Source organism: Pseudomonas sp. GD04091, from assembly GCF_029836165.1.
GTDB lineage: Bacteria > Pseudomonadota > Gammaproteobacteria > Pseudomonadales > Pseudomonadaceae > Aquipseudomonas.
In genome coordinates this window covers 215,117-229,941 of the sequence record NZ_JAOEBG010000004.1, presented here as the reverse complement: position 1 = coordinate 229,941, position 14,825 = coordinate 215,117, and the positions used below count along the sequence as shown (strand labels likewise).

The 14,825-nt window shown below is 67.2% G+C and carries 15 protein-coding genes, 1 pseudogene and 1 riboswitch; of the genes and pseudogenes, 12 read left to right on the top strand and 4 right to left on the bottom strand.

Features of this window, described 5'->3' with window-relative positions; translation table 11 throughout:
- The first annotated feature begins 7 nt into the window (after positions 1 to 7).
- From paaE to N7422_RS07570, 10 genes and pseudogenes are all read left to right on the top strand, one after another.
- A complete protein-coding gene (gene paaE, locus N7422_RS07615) occupies positions 8 to 1,084 on the top strand; it encodes a 1,2-phenylacetyl-CoA epoxidase subunit PaaE (RefSeq protein WP_279805959.1) in 1,077 nt (358 codons plus the stop codon).
- Positions 1,085 to 1,276: 192 nt separating this feature from the next.
- Positions 1,277 to 1,585, top strand: coding sequence for a DUF485 domain-containing protein (locus N7422_RS07610; protein WP_279805958.1), 309 nt, complete (start codon positions 1,277 to 1,279; stop codon positions 1,583 to 1,585).
- A pseudogene (locus N7422_RS07605) lies at positions 1,576 to 3,144 on the top strand (cation acetate symporter); the annotation flags it as partial. The gene N7422_RS07610 and the pseudogene N7422_RS07605, both read left to right, overlap by 10 nt.
- A 35-nt stretch (positions 3,145 to 3,179) precedes the next feature.
- Positions 3,180 to 4,412, top strand: a complete 1,233-nt coding sequence (locus tag N7422_RS07600) for an OprD family porin (RefSeq protein WP_279805957.1) — start codon at positions 3,180 to 3,182, stop codon at positions 4,410 to 4,412.
- Positions 4,413 to 4,449: 37 nt separating this feature from the next.
- Entirely contained in the window at positions 4,450 to 6,513 is a 2,064-nt protein-coding gene (gene paaZ, locus N7422_RS07595) for a phenylacetic acid degradation bifunctional protein PaaZ (RefSeq protein ID WP_279805956.1), read from the top strand.
- A 65-nt stretch (positions 6,514 to 6,578) separates the two neighbouring features.
- Positions 6,579 to 6,786, top strand: a riboswitch (cobalamin riboswitch).
- 108 nt (positions 6,787 to 6,894) lie between these two features.
- A complete protein-coding gene (locus N7422_RS07590; protein WP_279805955.1) occupies positions 6,895 to 7,671 on the top strand; it encodes an ABC transporter ATP-binding protein in 777 nt (258 codons plus the stop codon).
- A complete protein-coding gene (locus N7422_RS07585; protein WP_279805954.1) occupies positions 7,668 to 8,630 on the top strand; it encodes an ABC transporter substrate-binding protein in 963 nt (320 codons plus the stop codon). The genes N7422_RS07590 and N7422_RS07585 overlap by 4 nt, the downstream gene beginning before the upstream one ends.
- Positions 8,630 to 9,652 carry an iron ABC transporter permease gene (locus N7422_RS07580; RefSeq protein ID WP_279805952.1) on the top strand — a complete coding sequence of 341 codons (1,023 nt, stop codon included), beginning with the start codon at positions 8,630 to 8,632 and terminating at the stop codon, positions 9,650 to 9,652. Before N7422_RS07585 ends, N7422_RS07580 begins: the two co-directional genes overlap by 1 nt.
- Position 9,653: 1 nt before the next feature.
- Positions 9,654 to 10,382: a (2Fe-2S) ferredoxin domain-containing protein gene (locus N7422_RS07575; protein ID WP_279805951.1), complete on the top strand. Its 729-nt coding sequence runs from the start codon at positions 9,654 to 9,656 to the stop codon at positions 10,380 to 10,382.
- 147 nt (positions 10,383 to 10,529) lie between these two features.
- On the top strand, positions 10,530 to 10,841 hold the full coding sequence (locus tag N7422_RS07570) for a hypothetical protein (RefSeq protein WP_279805950.1): 312 nt from the start codon (positions 10,530 to 10,532) through the stop codon (positions 10,839 to 10,841).
- A gap of 17 nt (positions 10,842 to 10,858) precedes the next feature.
- On the opposite strand, the gene N7422_RS07565 is transcribed toward N7422_RS07570, so the two are convergent.
- A complete protein-coding gene (locus tag N7422_RS07565; protein ID WP_279805949.1) occupies positions 10,859 to 12,472 on the bottom strand; it encodes a hybrid sensor histidine kinase/response regulator in 1,614 nt (537 codons plus the stop codon).
- Between the two features lie 107 nt (positions 12,473 to 12,579).
- On the opposite strand from N7422_RS07565, the gene N7422_RS07560 reads away from it, so the two are divergent.
- On the top strand, positions 12,580 to 13,194 hold the full coding sequence (locus N7422_RS07560; RefSeq protein WP_279805948.1) for a response regulator transcription factor: 615 nt from the start codon (positions 12,580 to 12,582) through the stop codon (positions 13,192 to 13,194).
- 144 nt (positions 13,195 to 13,338) lie between these two features.
- Positions 13,339 to 13,506 carry a hypothetical protein gene (locus tag N7422_RS07555; RefSeq protein ID WP_279805947.1) on the top strand — a complete coding sequence of 56 codons (168 nt, stop codon included), beginning with the start codon at positions 13,339 to 13,341 and terminating at the stop codon, positions 13,504 to 13,506.
- Positions 13,507 to 13,565: 59 nt separating this feature from the next.
- Here N7422_RS07555 and N7422_RS07550 read toward each other — a convergent pair whose 3' ends face one another.
- The 3 genes from N7422_RS07550 to N7422_RS07540 all read right to left on the bottom strand — a co-directional run bounded on the left by N7422_RS07550 (position 13,566) and on the right by N7422_RS07540 (position 14,820).
- Positions 13,566 to 13,787 (bottom strand): DUF6555 family protein, encoded by a 222-nt coding sequence (locus tag N7422_RS07550; RefSeq protein ID WP_279805946.1) that lies wholly within the window; start codon positions 13,785 to 13,787, stop codon positions 13,566 to 13,568.
- Positions 13,788 to 13,890: 103 nt separating this feature from the next.
- Entirely contained in the window at positions 13,891 to 14,097 is a 207-nt protein-coding gene (locus tag N7422_RS07545; protein WP_279805945.1) for a general stress protein, read from the bottom strand.
- Positions 14,098 to 14,268: 171 nt separating this feature from the next.
- A complete protein-coding gene (locus N7422_RS07540) occupies positions 14,269 to 14,820 on the bottom strand; it encodes an ATP-dependent Clp protease proteolytic subunit (protein WP_279805944.1) in 552 nt (183 codons plus the stop codon).
- Positions 14,821 to 14,825: the final 5 nt, after the last annotated feature.

The following is a 14,825-nucleotide window of genomic DNA, read 5'->3' as shown; positions in this document are numbered from 1 at the left end:
GAACGCCATGAGCCAGTTTCACCACCTGACCGTCAAGCAGGTGCGCCAGGAGACCCGCGACGCGGTGTCCATCGCCTTCGACGTGCCCGCGCACCTGCGCGACGACTTCCGCTTCACCCAAGGGCAGTACCTGGTGATGCGCACCCACCTGAACGATGAAGAGGTACGCCGCTCCTACTCGATCTGCAGCGCAGTGCAGGACGGCGAGCTGCGGGTCGCCGTCAAGCGTGTGCCGGGCGGACGCTTCTCGGCCTTCGCCAACGAAGTGCTCAAGGCCGGCCAGCAGCTCGAGGTAATGCCACCGTCGGGCAACTTCTTCGTGCCGCTGGACCCGGCACGCCAGGGCCATTACCTCGGCGTGGCCGCCGGCAGCGGCATCACGCCGATCCTGTCGCTGATCGCCACGACGCTGGCCAGCGAGCCGCACAGCCGCTTCACCCTGCTGTACGGCAACCGGGCCAGCAACAGCGCGCTGTTCCGCGATCGCCTGGAAGACCTGAAAAACCAGTACCTGGACCGCCTCAACCTGATCTTCGTGTTCAGCCGCGAGCAGCAGGATGTCGACCTGTACAACGGTCGCATCGACACCGACAAGTGCCGGCAGCTGTTCTCCCGCTGGCTCGACGTGAAGGCGTTGGACGCCGCCTTCATCTGCGGCCCCCAGGCGATGACCGAGACCGTGCGCGAGAGCCTGCAGGCCAACGGCCTGGCCAGGGATCGCATCCACTTCGAGCTGTTCGCCGCCACCGGTGGCGAGGCCCGTCGCGAGGCCCGCGAGGCAGCGCGCCAGGTGGACTCGGCGGTCAGCCACGTCACCGTGATCAGCGACGGTCGCGCCCTGGCCTTCGATCTGCCGCGCAACACCCGCAGCGTGCTTGACGCCGGCAACGCCATCGGCGCCGAGCTGCCCTACTCGTGCAAGGCCGGGGTGTGCTCGACGTGCAAATGCAAGGTGATCGAGGGCGAAGTGGAAATGGACAGCAACCATGCCCTGGAGGACTACGAAGTGGCGGCCGGGTATGTGCTGTCGTGCCAGACCTATCCACTGAGCGACAAGGTGGTGCTCGATTTCGATCAGCTTTGAAGGCATCCCTGTAGGAGCGGCCTTGTGTCGCGAAAGGGCTGCGCAGCAGCCCCGGCAAATCTCTGCATTGGTGCAGATCCCGGGACCGCTCTGCGGTCCTTTCGCGACACAAGGCCGCTCCTACAGGGACGGTGCAAGCAGCAATACCGCGTGACCTGAAAAACAATTACAACAGCCAGAGAGAACGCTCCCATGACACCCGAACACATCGATTCCATCAGCAATCATCCCGCCTTCGTGCAACTGATCAGGCGCAAGCGCCGCCTCAACGGCACGCTGACCCTGGCCATGCTCGTCGCCTACTATGGCTTCGTCCTGCTGGTGGCCTTCGCCCCCGGCGTGCTCGGCCAGTCCCTCAGCGGTGGCGTGACCAGCGTCGGCATGCTGGTCGGGGTGCTCATGGTGCTGCTGTCCTTCGCCCTCACCGGGATCTACATGCACCGCGCCAACCGCGTCATCGATCCGCTCAACGAGGTGGTCAGGCAGGAGTGCGCGCAATGAACTGGACCGCCATCTCGATGTTCCTGGTGTTCGTCTGCCTCACCCTGCTGGTGACCCGCTGGGCCGCCCTGCGCACCCGCTCGGCCAGCGACTTCTATACCGCCGGCGGCGGGCTGACCGGCATGCAGAACGGCCTGGCGATCGCCGGTGACATGATCAGCGCCGCCTCCTTCCTCGGCATCTCGGCGATGATGTTCATGAACGGCTACGACGGCCTGCTCTACGCCCTGGGCGTGCTGGCCGGCTGGCCGATCATCCTGTTCCTGATCGCCGAGCGCCTGCGCAACCTGGGCAAGTACACCTTCGCCGACGTGGTCTCCTACCGCCTGGCCCAGGCTCCGGTACGCCTGACCTCGGCCTTCGGCACCCTGGCCGTGGCGCTGATGTACCTGGTGGCGCAGATGGTCGGCGCCGGCAAGCTGATCGAGCTGCTGTTCGGCATCAGCTACCTGTACGCGGTGATGCTGGTGGGTGTGCTGATGGTGCTGTATGTCACCTTCGGCGGCATGCTCGCCACCACCTGGGTGCAGATCATCAAGGCGGTGATGCTGCTGTCGGGCACCACCTTCATGGCCTTCATGGTGCTCCGCCACTTCGGTTTCAGCACCGAGGCGATGTTCGCCAGCGCCGTGGCGGTGCACGCCAAGGGCCAGGCGATCATGGCCCCCGGGGCGTTGCTGTCCAACCCGGTCGACGCCATCTCCCTGGGCCTGGGCATGATGTTCGGCACGGCGGGCCTGCCGCACATCCTCATGCGCTTCTTCACCGTCAGCGACGCCAAGGAAGCGCGCAAGAGCGTGTTCTACGCCACCGGTTTCATCGGCTACTTCTACCTGCTGCTGATCGTCATCGGTTTCGGCGCCATCGTCATGGTCGGCACCGAACCGTCCTACCGCGACGCCACGGGCGCGATCATCGGCGGTGGCAACATGGTCGCGGTGCACCTGGCCCAGGCCGTGGGTGGCAACCTGTTCCTCGGTTTCATCTCGGCGGTGGCCTTCGCCACCATCCTCGCCGTGGTCGCCGGCCTGGCGCTGTCCGGGGCCTCGGCGGTGTCCCACGACCTGTACGCCTGCGTGGTACGCAAGGGCCAGGCCAGCGAACAGGAAGAAATGCGCATGTCGCGCATCGCCACCCTGGTGATCGGCCTGTTCGCGGTGCTGCTGGGGCTGTTGTTCGAGTCGCAGAACATCGCCTTCCTCTCCGGCCTGGTGCTGGCGGTGGCCGCCTCGGTCAACTTCCCGGTGCTGCTGCTTTCGATGTTCTGGAAAGGCCTGACCACCCGCGGCGCGGTGGGCGGCAGCCTGGCCGGGCTGGTCTCGGCCATCGTGCTGGTGGTGCTGGGCCCGGCGGTATGGGTCAACGTGCTGCACAACGAGCGGGCGCTGTTCCCCTACAGCAACCCGGCGCTGTTCTCCATGTCGCTGGCCTTCCTCGCCGCCTGGGCCTTCTCGGTCACCGACAGCTCGGAGCGCGCGCGCGATGAACGCGGACTTTACCTCGCCCAGTTCATCCGCTCCATGACCGGTATCGGCGCCGCCGGCGCCAGCAAGCACTGACTTCAAGAACAACAACAATGTCGGGAAGAACAATAATGAACCGCACGCGCCTCACCTCAGCCGCCTGGCTGGCCACCCTCGCCCTGCCCCTGCCGGCCATGGCGGATTTCATCGCTGACAGCCACGCGCGCATCGAACTGCGCAACCACTACATCAACCGCGACTTCCGCCAGGACAACGCGCCACAGAACAAGGCCGAGGAATGGGGCCAGGGCTTCACCGCGCGTTTCGAGTCGGGCTTCACCGACGGCCCGGTCGGGGTCGGCGTGGACGCCATGGGCCAGCTGGGGATCAAGCTCGACTCCAGCCGCGACCGGCGCAACACCGGCCTGCTGCCCTACGGGCCGCGCAGCCTGGAGCCGGTGGACGACTACAGCGAGCTGGGCCTGACCGCCAAGCTGCGCGTATCCAAGAGCACCCTGCGCCTGGGCACCCTGCAACCGATCCTGCCGGTGGTGGTGTACAACGACACCCGCCTGCTCGCGTCGACCTTCCAGGGCGGCCTGCTGACCAGCCAGGAACTGGACGGCCTGACCTTCAACGGCGGCCGCCTGACCAAGGCCAACCTGCGCGACTCCTCCGGGCGCGACGATATCGGCTACGGCGCCGCCAGCAGCGACCACTTCGACTTCGGCGGCGGCAGCTACGCCATCACCCCGCAGGCCAGCGTCAGCTACTACTACGCCAAGCTCGAGGACATCTATCGCCAGCAATATGTCGGTTTTCTGCATACCCAGCCCTTGGCCGAGGGTGTCAGCCTGCGCAGCGACCTGCGCTACTTCGACAGCCGTGGCGATGGCGCCGAACGCGCCGGGCGCATCGACAACCGCAACTTCAACGCCATGTTCACCCTGGGCGTGAAGGCCCACAAGTTCACCGCCACCTGGCAGCAGATGTCCGGCGACAGTGCCTTTCCGTTCCTCAACGGCGGCGATCCGTACACCGTCAACCTGGTCACCTACAACACCTTCACCCGCGCCGGGCTCGACTCCTGGCAGCTGCGCTACGACTACGACTTCGTCGCCATGGGCATCCCCGGCCTGAGTTTCATGACCCGCTACACCGACGGCCGCCACGCCGAAACCGCCACGGTCAGCAACGGCCGCGAGCGCGAGCGCGACACCGACATCACCTACGTCATCCAGAGCGGGCCGTTCAAGGACGTCAGCCTGCGCTGGCGCAACGTCACCTTCCGTTCCGGCAATGGCCTGACCAACGCCGTGGACGAGAACCGCCTGATCATCGGCTACACCCTGGCGCTGTGGTAATCGCGCGCCTGTCCATTAGAACCGCATGGAGAACAGCATGTCCGCCGCCCCTACCCTGCAAAGCTTCATCGCCGGCCGCTGGATCGGCCAGCACGGCGCCCAAGCCCTGCGCAGCGCCCTCGATGGCCATGTCCTGGCCTACAGCCATGAAGAACGCCCGGACTTTGCCGAGGCCGTGGACTTCGCCCGGGCCCAGGGCCTGCGACAACTGCTGGCCATGGACTTCCAGCAGCGCGCCGCGCGCCTGAAAGCCCTGGCGCTGTACCTCGCCGAACGCAAGGAACAGCTGTACGCCCTCTCCCACCACAGCGGGGCCACCCGCGCCGACAGCTGGATCGACATCGAGGGCGGCAATGCCACGCTGTTCGCCTATTCCAGCATGGGCCGCCGTGAGCTGCCGTCGGGCAACCTGGTACATGAAGGCCCGGCGATTGCGCTGGGCAAGCAGGGCCATTTCGTCGGCAGTCACATTCTGGTGCCGCGCACCGGCGTGGCCGTGCATATCAACGCCTTCAACTTCCCGATCTGGGGCATGCTGGAAAAGTTCGCCCCGACCTTCCTCGCCGGCATGCCGTGCATCGTCAAACCGGCCACGGCCACCAGCTACCTGACCGAGGCCGTGGTGCGCCTGATGAACGAATCGGGCCTGCTGCCGACCGGCAGCCTGCAACTGGTGATCGGCGGCACCGGCGACCTGCTCGACCGCCTGCAGGGCCAGGACGTGGTCACCTTCACCGGCTCCGCCGACACTGCCGCCAGGTTGCGCGTCACCCCGAACCTGGTGCGCAACTCGGTGCCTTTCACCGCCGAGGCCGACTCGCTCAACTGCGCCATCCTCGGCCCGGACGTCAGCCCCGACAGCGAGGCGTTCGAGCTGTACATCAAGGAAGTGGCGCGGGAGATGACCACCAAGGCCGGGCAAAAGTGCACGGCGATCCGCCGCGCCATCGTTCCCGCCAGGCATGTGGACGCGGTGGCCTCGCGGCTGCGTGAGCGCCTGCGCAAGGTGGTGGTGGGCGATCCGTCGGTCGAGGGCGTGCGCATGGGCGCCCTGGCCTCCCACGACCAGCAGCGCGATGTCGCCGAGCGCGTGCGCCAGTTGCTGGACAGTTGCGACCAGCTGCTTGGCGCCAGCGACGGCTTCGCCCCGGTCGGTGACAACGTGGCCGAGGGCGCGTTCTTCGCCCCGACCCTGCTGCTGGCACGCGATCCCCACGCCGATGGAGGTGCCCACGATATCGAGGCGTTCGGCCCGGTGAGCACGCTGATGGCCTACGACGACCTGGACGAAGCCCTGGCCCTGGCCGCCCGTGGCAAAGGCAGCCTGGTGGCGACCCTGGTGACCGCCGACCGCGCCGTGGCGGCCAAGGCGATCCCACAGGCGGCGGCCTGGCACGGACGGCTGCTGGTGCTCGACAGCGAGGCGGCCAGGGAGTCCACCGGGCATGGCTCGCCATTGCCGCAGCTCAAGCACGGCGGCCCGGGCCGCGCGGGCGGTGGCGAGGAACTGGGCGGCCTGCGCGCGGTGAAGCATTACCTGCAGCGCGCCGCCGTGCAGGGCTCGCCGAGCATGCTGATGGCCGTGACCGGCGAATACGTGCGTGGCGCCGAGGTGATCGAGACCGAGGTCCATCCCTTCCGCCGCCATTTCGACGACCTGCGCATCGGCGAGTCGCTGCTCACCCATCGTCGCACCGTCACCGAGGCCGACCTGGTCAGCTTCGGCTGCCTGTCGGGTGACCACTTCTACATGCACTTCGACGAGATCGCGGCAAAACAGTCGCAGTTCGGCAAGCGCATCGCCCATGGCTACTTCGTGCTGTCGGCGGCGGCCGGGTTGTTCGTCTCTCCCGGCGAAGGACCGGTGCTGGCCAACTACGGCCTGGACAGCCTGCGCTTCATCACCCCGGTGGGGATCGGCGACACGATACAAGCGCGGCTGACCTGCAAGCGCAAGATCGACCAGGGCAAGGCCAGCCCGCTGGGCCAGCCCCAGGGTGTGGTGGCCTGGGACGTGGAAGTGACCAACCAGCTGGGTGAGCTGGTGGCCAGCTACGACATCCTGACGCTGGTGTCCAAGCGCGACCAGAGCGGCGCATAGCTTGTGGACCGGTGGGAGCGGGGTCGCCCGCGCCCACATTGACTCGTCCACGCATAAATGCTCATATGCGCCCCTTGTTTTCAGGTGTCCCTGGCCGCCGCGCCAGGGGTTAAACGGGAAGCCGGTGCCTCGCCTCGTGCGGGTAGTCCGGCGCTGCCCCCGCAACGGTAAGCGAGCAAGGCATTCGACAGACCACTGTGCCCCGGGCATGGGAAGGTGAATGACTCACGACCCTCGCAAGCCCGGAGACCGGCCTGGAACGCCTGTTGGCTACTCCCGCGGTGGGCGGGTGCGCGCCGGTCTTGCGGCCTCCTGCTGTCTGCAACACCTTCACGCACGCTCACCGTCGGGGTTCATTCGCTCCGTGACGGTGGTTCTTCCATGGCTTCGCCTCTCCTGCGCATCGAACGCCTGCACTGGTCGCCGTCTCCCGGCGGGCCCTCGCTGCTCGACGGCATCGACCTCGACGTGCATCCCGGCGAGAGCGTCGGCCTGATCGGCCCCAACGGCAGCGGCAAGACCAGCCTGCTGCGTTGTGCCTACCGCTTCAGCCGCCCGCAATCGGGCCGGGTGCTGTTCGACGGCCAGGATATCTGGCGGCAGACGCCGCGCTGGCTGGCCCAGCGGATCGCGGTCATGCAGCAGGAGTTTCCCGAGGACTTCGGCCTGAGCGTGCGCGATGTCGTCGCCATGGGCCGTACCCCGCACCTGGGCTGGCTGGACGGCGACGGCGATCCGGCACCGGTCGACCAGGCCCTGCGCCAGCTGGGCCTTGGCGAGCGCGCCGGGCAAGGCTTCTGTGGCCTGTCCGGCGGCGAGAAGCAGCGCGTGCTGCTGGCCCGCGCCCTGGCCCAGCAACCGCACCTGCTGGTGCTGGACGAGCCCACCAACCACCTGGACCCACGCCATCAGCTGGCACTGCTGCACCACCTGCGCGGCACCGGCCTGAGCCTGCTGGCGAGCTTCCATGACCTGAACCTGGCGGCAACTTTCTGCGACCGGCTGTACGTGATCGAACAGGGGCGCATCGTCGCCCAGGGCACGCCCGATCAGGTGCTGACCGAACAGTGCCTGGCCGAGGTGTTCGGCGTACATGCCCTGGTCGACCGCCATCCCGTGGGCCGGCACCCACGCATCACCTGGATCAGCCACGCATGAAACGCCTTCTCTTGACCCTGCTCGCCACCCTGCCCCTGCGCGCGCTGGCCGGCGACTACCCCGTGACCGTGCGCAGCTGCGACCGCGACGTGACCTTCGAGCATGCCCCGCAACGGGCCGTCAGTCATGATGTCAACCTGACCGGCATGCTCCTGGCCCTGGGGCTGCGCGAGCACATGGTCGGCTACAGCGGCATCAGCGGCTGGAAAAGCCTCGACCCGTCGATGCACCAGGCCTTGAGCGGCCTGCCGGAGCTTGCCCCGCGCTACCCGTCGGTGGAGAACCTGCTGGATGCGAACGTCGACTTCCTGTTCGCCGGCTGGAGCTACGGCATGCAGGTCGGCGGGCCGGTCACCCCGCAGCGCCTGGCGCCTTTCGGGATTCCGGTGTACGAACTCAGCGAGTCCTGCTCGCGCATCATGCCCAGGCCGCCCGCGAGCCTCGACGACCTGTACACCGACCTGGCCAACCTGGGCCGGATCTTCGCCGTGACCCCGCGGGCCGAGGCCCTGATCGACCAACTGCGCCAGCGGGTGGCACGCGTCACCACGTCACTGGCCGGCGCGCACGCCAGGCCCCGCGTCTTTCTCTACGACAGCGGCGAAGACCGCCCGACCACTTCCGGTCGCCTGGGCATGCCCCAGGCCCTGATCACGACGGCGGGTGGCGACAACGTCATGGCCGATGTACGGGCCAGCTGGACCGAAGTCAGCTGGGAAAGCGTGGTCGAACGCGATCCCGAGGTCATCGTGATCGTCGACTATGGACCGACCTCCTGGCAGCACAAGCGCGACTTCCTGCTCCAGCATCCGGCCCTGGGCGACGTCACCGCCATTCGTGAGCGGCGCTTCGTGGTGCTGTCCTATCTGCAGGTGACCCCTTCGGTGGACAACGCCGCAGCCATCGAGCGCCTGGCGAGCGCCCTGCATCCGCGGCTGTTCGCCGGAGCCCAGCAGTGATGCCGGTGCGCAGCCCGGCGGCCTATCGCTTGCTGTTGACCGGCCTGTTCATCGCCCTGCTGCTTTCCTGCCTGCTGTCGCTGGGCTTTGGCGCCGCGCAGGTGCCGTTGGCCAAGGTGCTGGACATCGTCCTGCAAGCGCTGGGGATCCTCCAGGGTGGCGAGGTCAGCCGTGGCCAGACGCAGATCGTCTGGCAGCTGCGGGCGCCGCGGGTGCTGCTCGGCGCGCTGGTGGGCGCCGGGCTGGCCCTGGTCGGTGGCGCGCTGCAGGCCGTGACGCGCAATCCGCTGGCCGACCCGCATCTGCTCGGCGTGAGTTCCGGCGCGGTGCTTGGCGCGGTGCTGGTGGTGGTGTTCCTCGGCCCGTTCGCCGGGGTTTTCAGCCTGCCGCTGGCGGCCTTCCTCGGCGCCCTGGGCTGCATGGTGCTGGTGATGGGCGTGGCCAGCCGGCGAGGACGGCTGGACAGCGACCGGCTGCTGCTGGCCGGAGTGGCAGTGTCGTTCGTGGTGATGGCGCTGGCCAACCTGCTGCTGTATACCGGCGACCCGCACGCGGCCAGCTCGGTGATGTTCTGGATGCTCGGCGGCCTGGGCCTGGCCCAGTGGTCGCTGCTGTGGCTGCCGGCGCTGGCCGTGCTGGCCGGTTTCGCCCTGTTGATGAGCCTGGCGCGCGCCCTCAACGCCCTGATGAGCGGCGAGCAGACGGCCGTGAGCCTGGGTTTCGACACCCGCCGCGTGCGCGCCCAGGTGTTCGTCGGCTGCGCCTTGCTGACCGGGGTGCTGGTGTCGTTGTCCGGGGCCATCGGCTTCGTCGGCCTGATGCTGCCGCACATGGCACGGCGCCTGGTTGGCGCCGAACATCGCCGGCTGCTGCCAGCCTGTGCGCTGCTCGGGGCGCTGTTCGTGGTCTGGGTGGACATGGCGGCACGTACCCTGATCGCGCCCCAGGACCTGCCGATCGGTATCGCCACGGCGGCGATCGGCGGGTTGTTCTTCATCATGCTGCTGCGCAGGAAACCCTGAGATGAGCCATGACCAGGTGCTGTTCGTCGGCCCGGACCTGTCCAACGGCAGCGCCAGCGAGGCCTTTCGCCGGCAACTGCTGGCCCTGCGCGGCCCGGCGGTCGCTGATGCCTTGATCGACACGGCGACGGGTTTCGATGGCCTTTGGCTGGCCGTGCGCCAATTTCTCGCGCAGGCCAGCGGCACGCTGCTGCTGGTCGACCTCGACCCTACCGCCGACAGCGCCTACCTCGACTGGCTGCGCAGCGAGCTGGCACAGCTTGCCGGCTCGACCGAGGCTGCCCGGCGCCTGTTCGTCAGCACGCCGCTGCTGGGGCGCCAGCCTTTGTCGGCGGCCAAGGCCTGCGCGCTGATCGAGCAGCGCGACGAGCAACTGAGCTGCGACGGCGTCGCCGAAGTGGCGGCCAAGCCGGACTGGTCACGAATTCCAGCGCACCGCCATCAACTGTTCCTGTGCATCGGCGCGCGTTGCGTGCGGCGCGGCGCCCTGCCCCTGTGGAAGCATGTACGCCAGCGCCTGGCCGCGGCGGCGGCGATCGAAACGGCTGACGGCGTGCTGATTACCCGCACCCACTGCCAGTACCCGTGCAACCGTGGCCCGATCGCCACCGTGCATCCCGCCGGCCACTGGTACCAGGTCGCCAGCCTGGCCGACGCCGACCGCCTGGTGGATGAACAGCTGCTCGCTCATCGCTCGGCTGGGTCGATCCTGATTGCCCGGCAACCCTGAAGAAGGCAAATGGCCACCTCGTACACCTGCCCTACAGCGCTTCCCGAGGCCCCGGCGCTATAGTCGCCCTCACCGCCTGCGTCGCCAGTCCATCCCCTTCCTGGCGGCCACGGCGGTGCATTCAAACAATGCCAAGGAAGCTTCACGATGAAATCCATGCTCCGTACCCTCAAGCCACTGGCCGTGCTCGCCGTGGCCGCTGGGCTGGTCGCCTGCCAGACCGCCAGCCCCAACGCCGACACCCTCAAGCAACGCTCGCAGGTCACCCTCGGCGTGCCGGTGAGCAAGGTCAGCAACGTGCGCAGTGACTCCAGCACCACCTACTTCACCGCCATCACCGCCAAAGGCGCCTACGACTGCCAAGTGGCCAGCGGTGGCATGGTCGCGGTGGCCGGCATGGGGCTCATCACCCCGTCGCCCACTTGCTGGAAGGAAGGCCAGGCCCCGGTATTCCAGTGATACCCGCCAGCGCCGGGCTAACTGACCGGCGCCGCTTCCCTGAGGCCGCGCAAGGCCGCACGCAGTTCCGCCGGTCGCACCGGCTTGCTCAGCACCTCGATGCCACGGGCCTGCAGCGCCGCCTGCAGCCGGTCGGTGTCGTGCCCGGTCATGATCAACGCCGGTACCGCCCGCCCGCGTTGGGCTCGCAGGTTGTCGATACAGTCGATGCCTGTCGCCTGCGGTCCGAGGTCGTAATCCGCGACGATCACGTCACAGTCGCTGGTCAGCCCATGGGGCGACTCGGCAGCCTGCACCTCGCATCCCCAGCGCCGCAACAAGGCCGTGGTGGCCTGCAACACGTTGCGATCATCCTCGACCAGGCACACCCGCAGGCCGGTCAGCAGCCCGGCCTGCTGCGCCGGTTCGTTGCCCGCTCGTGGCGCGTGCGCGGGCACCTGGGGCAAGCCCTGCAGCGTCACGGTCGTGCCATGCCCGGGACGCGAGCACAAACTCACCTCGAGCCCCAGCAGGTGACCCAAGCGCTTGACGATGGCCAGGCCCAGGCCAACGCCTTCGACATCCTTGTCACGGGTCTCGCGCACCCGATAGAACTCCTCGAACACCTTGCCCTGATGCTCCTCGGCGATACCACGGCCCTGGTCGCAGACGACGATGGCCAGGCCCGTGCCACGCGGCCGCACGCCGATCAGCAAGGGCCGCCCGGCAGCGTACTTGAAGCTGTTGGACAGCACGTTCTGCACCATGGTCGCCAGCATGGCGGGGTCGCTGCGGGTCCAGTGCCGGCTCGGTACCAGGCGCATTTCCACCCCGGCCCAGCGCGCCGCCTCGCTGTTCTGGCGCAGCAACTCGCGCAGCAGACCATCCACGGCGAAGGTCTCGCACTTGGGTTGCACCCGACCGTTGTCCAGGGTGTAGAGGTCGAGAATCGAACGGAACAGCTGCGATACGTTGTGCAGCGATCGGTCGATGCTGTCCACCAGGCGCCGCTCTTCCTCGCCCAGGCGCGCTTCACGCAGGCAGGCGGTGAACAGGCCGATGGAGTGGATGGGTTGGCGCAGGTCGTGGCTGGCCTGGGCCAGGAAACGCGATTTCTCGCGGGTCGCCGCCTCGGCCAGGGCCGTGGCCTTGCGCGTGCGCTCCAGCAACAGGTGGGCGTAGAACGGAATCAGCGTGCTGGTGGTCAACAGCATCGGCAGCAGAAACGGCTGCTCCTGCCAGTACGGTGTCAACCGCCACACCACCAGCAGCGCCGCCAGGGCCAGCACCGTGGCGATGGCCAGGTAGCGCGAGCCGAAGCGCATGCCGTTGCCCAGGTTGATCCACACCATCACCGCATACAGCGGCAACGCCGTCTCGCCACCGACCACCAGTCCGAAACTGGTGCCGGTGTAGTCGCCCAGCATGCCGAAGATGCGCCGCGCCGGATAATGCCCTGGCCAGCGCTTGATGGCCTGACGCATGGCGATCGAAACCACCACGAAGGCGGCGTAGTAGAGCAGGACTGGCAGATAGGTGGTGGGCGAACGCCCCGGCAGGAAACCCAGCAGCGCCACGTACGAGATCGCGCACGAGGCGACGATGATGCGCAGATTGGCTTGATCCAGTTCGTTGTTCTTCTCGAACTTCATGGGGTAACGTCCTTGTGCGCCAGTAGGCATTTTCCGTATCTGGCCGGAGAAACGGCCACAGCTGGCTGCTAAATTAGCATGTGTCGCAGGACAGGGAGTTACACGACGTGAGTTGTCGCATCATCGTGGCGGATGACCATCCGCTGTTCAGGGAAGCCATGGTCAGCACCGTGAAGCGTATCCTGCCCGAAGCCTGCCTGGAGCAGGCCGGTACCCTGCAGGACGTGCTCAGGCTGGCCGGCGACGGCGATCCTCCCGACACGCTGATCCTCGACCTGCGTTTCCCAGGCCTGACCTGCATCGGCCGCCTGGCCGAATTGCGCCAGCAATTTCGGCGTACCACCCTGATCGTCGTGTCGATGGTCGACGAACCAGACGTGATCGGCCAGGTCATGGCCACCGGCGTGGACGGTTTCATCGGCAAGAGCGTCAGCCCCGAGGAGTTCGGCGCGAGCATCCTTGCCATTCGCGAGGGGGACGTGCTGGTCAGGTACCTGCCCAGCGGGCTGCTGCCAGCGCCCGGTGCCGCCAGCGAGCTCGAGCAGCTCACCCACCGCCAGCAGGACGTGTTGCGCCTGATCGCTCAGGGCAAGACCAACAAGGAGATCGCCCGGGCACTGGATATCTCGCCCTTCACCGTACGCATCCACGTCTCCTCGCTGCTCAAGACGCTCAACGTGCCGACCCGCACCGCGGCGGCGGTGAAGTATTCCGGCAACTGAGAGCCGTTGGTCGGCAACGACCTGGATCGAATCGACCCCACTCCCGCACGAGGACTCTCAATGCATGAGGGGCCGCGATTGCCCTCGGTCCTGTGTTCGACTCACCCACAGGTGGGCCTTTTCCTCACTGGCGAGGATACCGTCATGAACGAGAACCTCTGGATGGGCGGTGGCGACGCCCAGAGCGACTGGCCGGAGCTGGAGCCCGGAAAACGCAACGACCGTGCCGATGACCCGGATGCCGACCCCAACCTGACCGAGGAGCAGGAGCCGCCCGGCGTGCCGGCGAGCGATCCGGAGTCCGGCGCCTGACCCGCAGCGCCGCTGCGTCCCGGCGTTGCGACGCCAGGACGCAGCGCTGTTAAGGTCGATCACACGCGCCAGCGCACGTCAGTGATGCCATGCCGTTCGGCTATCGGCCGGCTGACCTTTCTGATCTTTTCCCGCCCGAACTTGGGAATGATCCCCAATCCCGCATCGCAACTGGCCCAATGCCAGGCCTCGGCATTGTCCATGCGCTCCAGGCGGATGATGAAGCGCCGCGGCTCTCCGTGCAGGAGATAGTCGATGGTATACAGCTGTGGACTTGGCATTGACGCAGGCCCTCCTCTTTTCCATGGATGACTCTTTGACTGATCGCGCCGGGGCATGAAAATTCAAAAGATTGTCAGGCACGGTGAAAGGAGGGCCCGCGGCTCAGGCTTTGCGCCCGCCACCGTGGCTGTTGCGGCCACCCTTGCGCCCAGCGTCGGCGGCCCGTTCGCGGTCATTGGCAAAATTGCCCCCCGAGACCTGGCCACCCTTTTGACCGGCGCGGGACGCTCGCTCGCGGTCGTTGGCGAAGTTGCCTGGGTTGGTTTCCTTGTTGCCGCCGCGCTGGCCGCTCTGTTGATCACGAGCCATGTCGTATCTCCTTCACTTGATGGTTGACGTGGCACGGCATGCACCGGGCAACCGTGCAGTAGTTCAGAGCCTTCGCCGGCCAGGAGTGCTCAGCCTTGATCGGCGCTTTCGGACCGGTGGCAGCACAGGCCACGACAGCAATCTCCATCGCGCCGTCATCCACCGCCTCGCTCAGGCATGCACGCTCCACTGGACGGCATCCGCTTGGATCGGCAGCTCGTCGATGGCCTGGATCATCCCCGTGGCCAGCGCCTCCTTGGGGCCCAGGATCCGCGGGAAGGCCATCAGGTAGCGGGGCACATCGAGCACCTCGCTGGCGCCTTCGGTGCGCTCGGCGACAATCTGCGCATACAGACGCAGGTCGTAGTCCAGGCTCATGGCGTATTCGGCCATGCGCGCATGGTCCACCGAGCCATGCAAGGTCCAGTGGAACGGATGGAACAGGAACTTGCTGCAGGCACAGGCGGTACGCTGCGAGCCTGCCAGGAACAGGATATTGCCCATCGACTCGACCGTGCCCAGGTTGTGCGTGTGCACCGGCACCGGCAGTGCCCGCAGGAAGTTGTACAGGGTGAACCCATAGCTGCACTCGCCACCCATGGTGGCGACATTGATCTGCAGCACCTCGGCGCCCTGTTGCAAGGCCCGGGAACAGGTGTTGATCAGGTTGCCGCAGGTCGATGAATTGATGGGGCCGGTGTAGTGGATGATGTGTCTGGCCATGCCGT

What these genes read in the sequence shown, in the direction of transcription:
- paaE (WP_279805959.1), top strand. Translation starts at nt 8, where the DNA reads ATGAGCCAGTTTCACCACCTGACCGTCAAGCAGGTGCGCCAGGAGACC.
- N7422_RS07610 (WP_279805958.1), top strand. Translation starts at nt 1,277, where the DNA reads ATGACACCCGAACACATCGATTCCATCAGCAATCATCCCGCCTTCGTG.
- N7422_RS07600 (WP_279805957.1), top strand. Translation starts at nt 3,180, where the DNA reads ATGAACCGCACGCGCCTCACCTCAGCCGCCTGGCTGGCCACCCTCGCC.
- paaZ (WP_279805956.1), top strand. Translation starts at nt 4,450, where the DNA reads ATGTCCGCCGCCCCTACCCTGCAAAGCTTCATCGCCGGCCGCTGGATC.
- N7422_RS07590 (WP_279805955.1), top strand. Translation starts at nt 6,895, where the DNA reads ATGGCTTCGCCTCTCCTGCGCATCGAACGCCTGCACTGGTCGCCGTCT.
- N7422_RS07585 (WP_279805954.1), top strand. Translation starts at nt 7,668, where the DNA reads ATGAAACGCCTTCTCTTGACCCTGCTCGCCACCCTGCCCCTGCGCGCG.
- N7422_RS07580 (WP_279805952.1), top strand. Translation starts at nt 8,630, where the DNA reads ATGCCGGTGCGCAGCCCGGCGGCCTATCGCTTGCTGTTGACCGGCCTG.
- N7422_RS07575 (WP_279805951.1), top strand. Translation starts at nt 9,654, where the DNA reads ATGAGCCATGACCAGGTGCTGTTCGTCGGCCCGGACCTGTCCAACGGC.
- N7422_RS07570 (WP_279805950.1), top strand. Translation starts at nt 10,530, where the DNA reads ATGAAATCCATGCTCCGTACCCTCAAGCCACTGGCCGTGCTCGCCGTG.
- N7422_RS07565 (WP_279805949.1), bottom strand. Translation starts at nt 12,472, where the DNA reads ATGAAGTTCGAGAAGAACAACGAACTGGATCAAGCCAATCTGCGCATC.
- N7422_RS07555 (WP_279805947.1), top strand. Translation starts at nt 13,339, where the DNA reads ATGAACGAGAACCTCTGGATGGGCGGTGGCGACGCCCAGAGCGACTGG.
- N7422_RS07550 (WP_279805946.1), bottom strand. Translation starts at nt 13,787, where the DNA reads ATGCCAAGTCCACAGCTGTATACCATCGACTATCTCCTGCACGGAGAG.
- N7422_RS07545 (WP_279805945.1), bottom strand. Translation starts at nt 14,097, where the DNA reads ATGGCTCGTGATCAACAGAGCGGCCAGCGCGGCGGCAACAAGGAAACC.
- N7422_RS07540 (WP_279805944.1), bottom strand. Translation starts at nt 14,820, where the DNA reads ATGGCCAGACACATCATCCACTACACCGGCCCCATCAATTCATCGACC.